Annotated in this window: 7 protein-coding genes; 5 read left to right on the top strand and 2 right to left on the bottom strand. The window is 69.0% G+C overall.

Features of this window, described 5'->3' with window-relative positions; genetic code table 11:
• Nucleotides 1-158 precede the first annotated feature (158 nt).
• Nucleotides 159-488 (bottom strand): GNAT family N-acetyltransferase, encoded by a 330-nt coding sequence (locus tag HMPREF3115_RS02720; protein ID WP_070553359.1) that lies wholly within the window; start codon nt 486-488, stop codon nt 159-161.
• A 255-nt stretch (nt 489-743) separates the two neighbouring features.
• Here HMPREF3115_RS02720 and HMPREF3115_RS02715 point away from each other — a divergent pair, with 255 nt between their 5' ends.
• The 5 genes from HMPREF3115_RS02715 to HMPREF3115_RS02695 all read left to right on the top strand — a co-directional run bounded on the left by HMPREF3115_RS02715 (nt 744) and on the right by HMPREF3115_RS02695 (nt 6,730).
• Nucleotides 744-2,273 carry a MocR-like pyridoxine biosynthesis transcription factor PdxR gene (locus tag HMPREF3115_RS02715; protein WP_070553361.1) on the top strand — a complete coding sequence of 510 codons (1,530 nt, stop codon included), beginning with the start codon at nt 744-746 and terminating at the stop codon, nt 2,271-2,273.
• 182 nt (nt 2,274-2,455) lie between these two features.
• The gene (locus HMPREF3115_RS02710) at nt 2,456-2,860 is read left to right on the top strand and encodes a nuclear transport factor 2 family protein (protein WP_006399779.1); all 405 of its coding nucleotides are present in this window, start codon (nt 2,456-2,458) and stop codon (nt 2,858-2,860) included.
• Nucleotides 2,861-2,995: 135 nt separating this feature from the next.
• The gene (gene xsc / locus HMPREF3115_RS02705; protein WP_006403857.1) at nt 2,996-4,813 is read left to right on the top strand and encodes a sulfoacetaldehyde acetyltransferase; all 1,818 of its coding nucleotides are present in this window, start codon (nt 2,996-2,998) and stop codon (nt 4,811-4,813) included.
• A 118-nt stretch (nt 4,814-4,931) separates the two neighbouring features.
• Nucleotides 4,932-5,966, top strand: a complete 1,035-nt coding sequence (pta, locus tag HMPREF3115_RS02700; protein WP_059936548.1) for a phosphate acetyltransferase — start codon at nt 4,932-4,934, stop codon at nt 5,964-5,966.
• A complete protein-coding gene (locus tag HMPREF3115_RS02695; RefSeq protein WP_012217218.1) occupies nt 5,963-6,730 on the top strand; it encodes a sulfite exporter TauE/SafE family protein in 768 nt (255 codons plus the stop codon). Before pta ends, HMPREF3115_RS02695 begins: the two co-directional genes overlap by 4 nt.
• Before the next feature lie 58 nt (nt 6,731-6,788).
• Here the strand turns inward: HMPREF3115_RS02695 and HMPREF3115_RS02690 are convergent, their stop codons facing one another.
• Entirely contained in the window at nt 6,789-8,447 is a 1,659-nt protein-coding gene (locus HMPREF3115_RS02690) for a cobaltochelatase CobT-related protein (protein WP_070553360.1), read from the bottom strand.
• Nucleotides 8,448-8,452: the final 5 nt, after the last annotated feature.

The following is an 8,452-nucleotide window of genomic DNA, read 5'->3' as shown; positions in this document are numbered from 1 at the left end:
TGCCGACGAGCGTGCCGTCGTAGGGGTTGCGCACGTCGATCGTCGCGTCGCGCCACACGCGTTGCCCGTCGATCCGCAACGCTTCGTGCCGTGCGTCCGCGACGGGAATCGACTTCAGCACCGTGCTCATGAGGTCTCCCTTTTTCTGTCGTTGTTCGTCAGTCGACGACGACGATCCCTTCGTGCGCGAGGCAGCGGCACAGCGTCGTCCATGCCGGCGAATCGGGCCGGCCGTGCGTGTGCGTATCGATACGAATGGGCTCGCCGAGCACGCGCGACACATGCGCGAGCAGCGTATGCGCGATGCCGCTGCGCCGGTACGCGGGCTCGACATAGAGCCGCACGAGCAGCGGCGTACGCGCACTGTCGTCGATGCTTAGCTCGCCGACCGCTTCGTCGTCGCGATACGCGACCGCCAGCGCGTGCGCATCGTCGAACACGATGCGCATCACGCGCGCGCAACGATCCCTGAACACGACGACGTGCATCACGCTCCCTCCGCTCCGCTTTCGCGACGCACGCCGCGCGTGCGTCGTCCCGCGCCTGCGTACCGGGGAGTTTTCCGGATCGTGCAGCGGCGACGAGTTCAGTATCGTCTTGCCACGCCGGTGCGCAGTAGTACCAGACGCCGCCTTTCATTGAGTCCACATCTGGGTCGCGGCGCGCGTATGCTCGCGATACCGCGCGCCCGCCGCGGGACCGCGCGATGCGCCGCGGTGTCCGCCACGTTCGAAGGAGAAAGCATGTCGAGCCGTACCCCGACCGCGTTATGGGCGCAGCAGTTCCGGCGGTCGTCGACGTCGAAGACGAGCCTGCAGGACCAGATCCGGCGCATGCTCGTCGCCGCGATCCTCGACGGTCAGCTTGCGCCGGACGCCGCGCTGCCGTCGAGCCGCGAACTGGCCGACCAGCTCGGCGTCGCGCGCAACACGGTCGTGCTCGCGTACCAGATGCTCGTCGAAGAGGGGTACCTCATCTCGCGCGAGCGCAGCGGCCACTTCGTCAATCCGAAGATGCTCGAAGGGCTGCCGGGCTTCACGCCGGCGCCGCCCGAAGCGAAGCCGGACAGCGACGACGATGCGGGCCGCCCCGCGTGGCACGAGCGGATCGCGCATCCGCCGTCGAGGCAGCGCAACATCGTGAAGCCCGCGAACTGGCAGCACTACGAATTCCCGTTCATCTATGGACAGTTCGACCAGTCGCTGTTTCCGACCAACGACTGGCGCGAATGCTGCCTGAAGGCGCTGTCGGTGATGGAGATCCGCAACTGGGCGCCGGACCTGATCGAACGCGACGACGAATCGCTGATCCAGCAGATCCGCACGCGCGTGCTGCCGCGCCGCGGCGTGTTCGCGATGCCGGACGAGATCGTCGTGACGAACGGCTGTCAGCAAGCGCTGTACCTGATCGCGGATCTGCTGTGCGGCAAGCACACGACGGTCGGCTTCGAGAATCCCGGCTATCCGGACGCACGGAACATCTTCGAAAACCGCAACGCGCGGCTGCTGCCGCTGCCCGTCGACGGCAACGGCATCGCGCCCGACGAGCAGGATGCGGCACTCGCCCGCTGCGACTACGTGTACGTGACGCCGAGCCATCAGTGTCCGACCACCGCGACGATGCCGGTCGAACGCCGTCGCGCGCTGCTCGAACGTGCGCGGCAGCACGACTTCGTGATCATCGAGGACGACTACGAGAGCGAGAACACGTTCTCGGGCACGCCGCATCCGGCGCTGAAGAGCCTCGACACCGCCGATCGCGTGATCTACGTCGGCAGCCTGTCGAAGACCTTCGCGCCGGGGCTGCGGCTCGGCTACGTGGTCGGTCCGCGCGCGCTGATCCGCGAGCTGCGCGCGTTGCGGCGGCTGATGGTGCGCCATCCGGTCGCGTATATCCAGCGCGCGTTCGCGACGTTTCTCGCGCTCGGTCATCACGATGCGCTGCTGCGCCGGCTCGCGCACGCGTACAGCGAGCGCTCGCAGGCGCTGATGGCGGCGCTCGACGCGCATCTGCCGGACGCGCGCTACGTGCGCGTGACGGGTGGCGCGTCGTGCTGGGTCGAAGGCCCGCCGTGGCTGGATGCGGTGCGCCTCGCGGCCGACGCGCAGGCGGCCGGCATCCTGATCGAACCGGGCGACGTGTTCTTCATGAACGACGACGCCGATGCGCGCCGCTGTTTCCGGATGGGCTTCTCCGCGATTCCGCTGGAGCGGATCGATGCGGGGGTGCAGGCGCTGGCGCAGTGCGTGAACGGCCAGCGTCCAGCCGGATAAGGCACGCATGACGCGCGCACGATCCGCGCCGCACGCGCCGAGGCCGCGCGTGCACGCTGGCCCAAGCGAAACCCCCGAACTGGCGCTACCGTCAAAAACCGCCGCTCACTAACGTGTCGATACCGCGTGCCGCATGCGTGCCAGCGCAGCGCGGCCGCCCATCACTCGACAGGAGACACGTTATGGCAGATACGCTCACCGCCCCCGCCGCCGTCACGGCCGCCACGCTCGCGGCCTTTTCCGACGCGTTCAACCGACACGACGCGAATGCGCTGATGGGCTTCATGACCGAGGACTGCGTGTTCGACGCAGCCGGCGGCCCGGACGTGCACGGCACGCGCTTCGTCGGCCGCGACGCCGTGCGCGCCGCGTTCGAAGCGGTGTTCAAGACCTTCCCCGACGCGCACTGGGGCCGCGGCCGCCACTACGTGACCGGCAATCGCGGCGTGTCCGAATGGGTATTCACCGGCACGCATGCGGAAGGCTGGCGCATCGAGGCCGAAGGCTGCGACCTGTTCGAATTCCGCGACGGCCTCATCGCCGTCAAGCGCGCGTTCCGCAAGGAGCGCCCGAAGCAGCCGGCTTGATCCGCGAATTTGAAACGAATCATTTCATTTCATTCCATATTGCCGAGCCGACAGCGGAATCGCTTGACCCGGCTTCGCCTGAAACTAGTATCCGGAACATGATGTTCCGTTAATTGAACAATCTCGGAGACACCTATGAGCGAACACACCTCTTCCCAGCGCGCGTCGTCCAGCGGCCCGCAGGACATGACGCCGTCCGAAGCCTTCGTCGAGACCCTGGCCGCGAACGGCGTGACCGACATGTTCGGCATCATGGGCTCCGCGTTCATGGACGCGATGGACATCTTTGCGCCGGCCGGAATCCGCTTGATCCCGGTCGTGCACGAACAGGGCGCCGGCCACATGGCCGACGGCTATGCGCGCGTCTCGGGCCGCCACGGCGTCGTGATCGGCCAGAACGGCCCCGGCATCAGCAACTGCGTCACCGCCATCGCGGCCGCGTACTGGGCGCACAGCCCGGTCGTGATCGTCACGCCGGAAGCCGGCACGATGGGCATCGGCCTCGGCGGCTTCCAGGAAGCGAACCAGCTGCCGATGTTCCAGGAATTCACGAAGTACCAGGGTCACGTCACGCACCCGGCGCGCATGGCCGAATTCACCGCGCGCTGCTTCGATCGCGCGCAGGCCGAGATGGGGCCGACGCAGCTCAACATTCCGCGCGACTACTTCTACGGCAAGATCAAGGTCGAGATTCCGCAGCCGCGCAAGCTCGATCGCGGCCCCGGCGGCGAGCAAAGCCTGAACGATGCGGCCGAACTGATCGCGCAGGCGAAATTCCCCGTGATCATCTCGGGCGGCGGCGTCGTGATGGCAGACGCGGTCGAGGAATGCAAGGCGCTCGCCGAACGGCTCGGCGCGCCGGTCGTCAACAGCTACCTGCACAACGACTCGTTCCCGGCGAATCATCCGCTGTGGTGCGGCCCGCTCGGCTACCAGGGCTCGAAGGCCGCGATGAAGCTGCTGTCGCGCGCGGACGTCGTGATCGCGCTCGGCTCGCGGCTCGGGCCGTTCGGCACGCTGCCGCAGCACGGGCTCGACTACTGGCCGAAGGACGCGAAGATCATCCAGATCGACGCCGATCACAAGATGCTCGGTCTCGTGAAGAAGATCTCGGTCGGCATCTGCGGCGATGCGAAAGCCGCCGCGGTCGCGCTCACGCAGCGTCTCGCGGGCCGCACGCTCGCATGCGACGCCACGCGCGGCGAACGCGCCGACCAGATCGCGACCGAGAAGGCCGCGTGGGAGAAGGAACTCGACGAATGGACGCACGAGCGCGACGCGTTCAGCCTCGACATGATCGAGGAGCAGAAGCACGAGAAGACCTTCAACGGCGGCCAGTATCTGCATCCGCGCCAGGTGCTGCGCGAGCTCGAGAAGGCGATGCCCGAGGACGTGATGGTGTCCACCGACATCGGCAACATCAACTCGGTCGCGAACAGCTATCTGCGCTTCAACAAGCCGCGCAGCTTCTTCGCGGCGATGAGCTGGGGCAACTGCGGCTACGCGTTCCCGACGATCATCGGCGCGAAGGTCGCCGCGCCGCACCGCCCGGCCGTGTCGTATGCGGGGGACGGCGCATGGGGCATGAGCCTGATGGAGACGATGACCTGCGTGCGTCACAACATTCCGGTCACGGCCGTCGTGTTCCACAACCGCCAGTGGGGCGCCGAGAAGAAGAACCAGGTCGACTTCTACAACCGTCGCTTCGTCGCGGGCGAGCTCGACAACCAGAGCTTCGCGGCGATCGCGCGTGCGATGGGTGCCGAAGGGATCGTCGTCGATCGTCTCGAGGACGTCGGCCCGGCCCTGAAGCGCGCGATCGACATGCAGATGAACGAGGGCAAGACGACGATCATCGAGATCATGTGCACGCGCGAACTCGGCGATCCGTTCCGCCGCGATGCGCTGTCGAAGCCGGTCCGCATCCTCGACAAGTACAAGGACTACGTGTAACGCCGCGTCGCCGACGCATGACGCCGGCCGTGCGCGACGCGCGCGGCCGGTCCCCGGCCGGATGCCGTGCCCCGTGCGGGCCGCCGCTTCCGGCCGTTTTTCCTTCTGCGAGTTTCCGATGAAAGCTCTCGACCGCATTCTCGAAGCCGCGCGCCGCCGGCCGATGCGCATCGCGCTCAGCGAAGCCGACGATCCGCGCGTGCTCGCGGCCGCCGCACGCGCGACGCGCGACGGCATCGCGCACGTCGTGCTCGTCGGCGCGCGCGCGGCGATCCATGCGGCCGCCGCACGCGACGGCGTGTCGCTCGACGGCATGACGCTCGTCGATCCGGCCGCCTCCGCGTCGCGCGATGCGTATGCCGACACGCTCCATGCGCTGCGCAAGAACAAGGGCATGACGGCCGACGCCGCGCGCGACGCGGTACTCGACCCCTTGTGTCACGCGAACCTGATGGTGCGGCTCGGCGACGCGGACGGCTCGGTCGCGGGCGCCGTGCACGCGACGGCCGACGTCGTGCGCGCGGCGATCCAGCTGATCGGCGTCGATCCGGCGTTCCGTCTCGTATCGAGCTTCTTCCTGATGATGCTCTGCGAACCGTTCCACACGATCAAGGGCGGACTGATCTTCTCCGATTGCGCGCTCGTCGTCGATCCGGATGCCGAGCAGCTCGCCGAAATCGCAATGGCCGCCGCCGATAGCGCGCAGGCGCTGCTCGGCGAGACGCCGCGCGTCGCGATGCTGTCGTTCTCGACGAGCGGCAGCGCGCATCACGCGGCCGTCGACAAGGTGACGGCCGCGACCGAGCGCGTGCGCGCGCAGCGGCCCACGCTCGCGATCGACGGCGACGTGCAGCTCGACGCGGCGATCGTCGCGGAGATCGCCGAACGCAAGATCGTGCATTCGCAGGTCGGCGGGCACGCGAACGTGCTCGTGTTCCCGAGCCTCGAAGCCGGCAACATCGGCTACAAGCTCGCCGAGCGAATCGGCCGCGCGAAGGCGGTCGGCCCGCTGCTGCAGGGGCTGCGCCGGCCGGCGAACGACCTGTCGCGCGGCTGCAGCGCCGACGACGTCTATCACGTGATCGCGGCGACGACCGTGCAGGCGCAGGCGGCCGCGCAGCGCATCGCGGCGAGCGAGGCGGCACCCGCATGACCGCCGACAAACTCGCGATCCTGATCGCGTTGATCGGCGCCGGCAGCTACTTCCAGACCGTCACGGGCTTCGGGCTCGGGATGATCGTGATGGGCGCGACGAGCGGCTTCGGCCTCGCGCCGCTTGCGACGGTCGCGACGCTGATGAGCATCGTGTCGCTCGCGAACGGCGCGACGGCGCTGCCCGGCCGGCTCCATCACATCGACTGGCGCGCGGTCGGCGCGGCGACGCTCGGCATCCTGCCGTCGGTCGTCGCGGGCGTGGTGCTGCTCGAATGCCTGAGCCGTTCGGCGGCCGACCTGCTGCAGCTGATTCTCGGTGCGGTCGTGCTGTACGGCGGCGTCAGCGCCGCGTTGCGTCCGACGCCGCTCGACGTGCGCTCCGACAATCGCAGCTTCTTCATGAGCGGCGTGTTCGGCGGGCTGCTGAGCGGCCTGTTCGGCGTGTCGGGGCCGCCGCTGATCTTCCAGTTCTATCGGCAGCCGCTGACGCTCGTGCAGATCCGCTGCGCGCTGATCGTGCTGTTTACGACGACGTCCGCGACGCGCGTGCTCTACACGTTGTGCGAAGGCCGGCTCGATCGCGACATCTGGCTGCTCGCGGCACTCGCGACGCCGGTCGTGATGCTGACGACGGTCGCCGCGCGCCGCTATCCACCGCCGCTGTCGCCCGTCGCGACACGCCGGCTCGCATTCGGCGTGCTGGTGGCGATCGGCTGCGGACTGATCGCCACCTCGCTGCCGCCGCTGCTGCATCGCGCGTAAGCGGCTGCATCGCGCCCTTCGCGCGCCGCTCGCCCGGCCCGCAGGCAGGCTCGCGCATTCATCGCCGCGCGCCGATCCAGCGGGCGATCTCGGCGAGCCGCCTCATGTCGGGCGCGGACGTCAGGTCGATCGCGAGCCGCTGGCGATAGTACGGACCGAGATCGAGACCGACGCCAAGCCCGAGCACTTCGACGCGGTCGGCCGCTTCCGCGCGCGCGACGACCTGCTTCAGATGATTGTCGAGATAGAACGGATCGTTCGCGAGCGCGGTCGCGCCATCCATCGGACTGCCGTCCGAGATCACGACGAGGATGCGCCGCGCTTCCGGCCGCGCGGCCAGTCGTGCGCACGCCCATTCGACCGCCTCGCCGTCGATCCCTTCGCGGAACAGGTCGGCCTTGAACAGCGCGGCGATGCCGGTGCGCGCGTGGCGCCAGCGCGTCGTCGCATCCTTGAAGACCAGATGACACGCCTCGTTCAGGCGGCCCGGATGGCGCGGCTTGCCGCGCGCGAGCCATTCCTGCCGCACGCGGCCGCCGTTCCAGGCGCCGGTCGTGAAGCCGAGCACCTCGGTCGCGAGGCCTGCGGCGTCCCCGGCTCGCACGAGCGTATCGACCGTCAGCGCGACCGCGTCGATCCACGTCTTCATCGACCCGGAACAATCGATCAGGAAGCTCAGCGCGCAGTCGGCGCGCGGCCGCACACGCTCGAGCCGGAACAGCCGCCGCTCCGCCGGCGAACTGACCAGCTGCGCGAGTCGCCGGCCGTCGAGGCGGCCGTGCTCCTCGCCGAACGACCAGCCGTCCGTCTGCGGCACGACCAGCGCCGCACGCAGTACACGCGCGAGGCGCGGCACGTTGATCCGCTGCGCGGCGATCCGTGCGTCGAGCCGTTCGCGATACTCGCGCAGCAGCGCCGCGCGGATCTGCGCGGCCGGCTTCAGCTCGCGATCGTAGCGCGTCGTATACGCGCGATAAACGCCGTCGCCGCCGTGCAGCACCGCGCTCTCGCCCGTTTCGACGAGCGCCGGCAGGTCGACGCCCGTATCGTCGAAGTCGACCCACAACGAAAACTGCGTGAGCGCGTCGTCAGGCTCGCGCGTGTCGTTCGGATCGGTGTCGACGACCGACGCGCGTGCGTCGCGGATCATCGCCGCGATCCGGCGCGCGAGCGCGAGCGCGTGCACCGCGAATGCGCGCTGATCGTGCCGGCAGCGGCGCAGCGCGGCGAGCTGCGCGCCGATCTGCGGCACGATCGCCGCGCGCGACGCTTCGATCAGGTCTTCGGTTTCGTCGAGCACGGGCCAGCCGGACAGCCGCGACCATGCGATCTGCACGACCGTGTACACGAGGATGCCGACATGCGTGTCGGCCTGCCCCGACAGGTGAAACGTACGCGACCAGGCTTCGAACCGGTGCCGCAGGTTCCGCACGACGCCGCGCAGCGCGGGCGGCGCGAGCGATTCGCAGCGCAGTTGCTCGAGCATTTCGAACAGCACGCGCTCGACCGGATCGTCGCCGAGCTGCGCGCGATGCAGATCGGGATCCGAATGGAGAATGCGCAATGCGGCGCCGTCCGCCGCGCCGCGCCACGACGCGCGATCGTCGTCGGCCGCCTGCGCGCGCAGATGCGGCGCATGGATCGGCAGCGGCCGAAGCGCCCGACATACGCGGCCCGCGCGGTAGTGCAGCGTCGCGTCGCGCGTCATCGCGCGCACGGCGG

Source organism: Burkholderia sp. HMSC10F09 (assembly GCF_001806955.1).
GTDB classification, from domain to species: domain Bacteria; phylum Pseudomonadota; class Gammaproteobacteria; order Burkholderiales; family Burkholderiaceae; genus Burkholderia; species Burkholderia multivorans.
The sequence above is the reverse complement of the archived record's forward strand: the minus strand, read 5'-3'. Positions and strand labels throughout refer to the sequence as shown.

Bases quoted from the DNA above. Each gene is read 5' to 3' on its own strand.
- HMPREF3115_RS02715 (WP_070553361.1), top strand. From the start codon at position 744: ATGTCGAGCCGTACCCCGACCGCGTTATGGGCGCAGCAGTTCCGGCGG.
- xsc (WP_006403857.1), top strand. From the start codon at position 2,996: ATGAGCGAACACACCTCTTCCCAGCGCGCGTCGTCCAGCGGCCCGCAG.
- HMPREF3115_RS02695 (WP_012217218.1), top strand. From the start codon at position 5,963: ATGACCGCCGACAAACTCGCGATCCTGATCGCGTTGATCGGCGCCGGC.
- pta (WP_059936548.1), top strand. From the start codon at position 4,932: ATGAAAGCTCTCGACCGCATTCTCGAAGCCGCGCGCCGCCGGCCGATG.
- HMPREF3115_RS02710 (WP_006399779.1), top strand. From the start codon at position 2,456: ATGGCAGATACGCTCACCGCCCCCGCCGCCGTCACGGCCGCCACGCTC.
- HMPREF3115_RS02720 (WP_070553359.1), bottom strand. From the start codon at position 488: ATGCACGTCGTCGTGTTCAGGGATCGTTGCGCGCGCGTGATGCGCATC.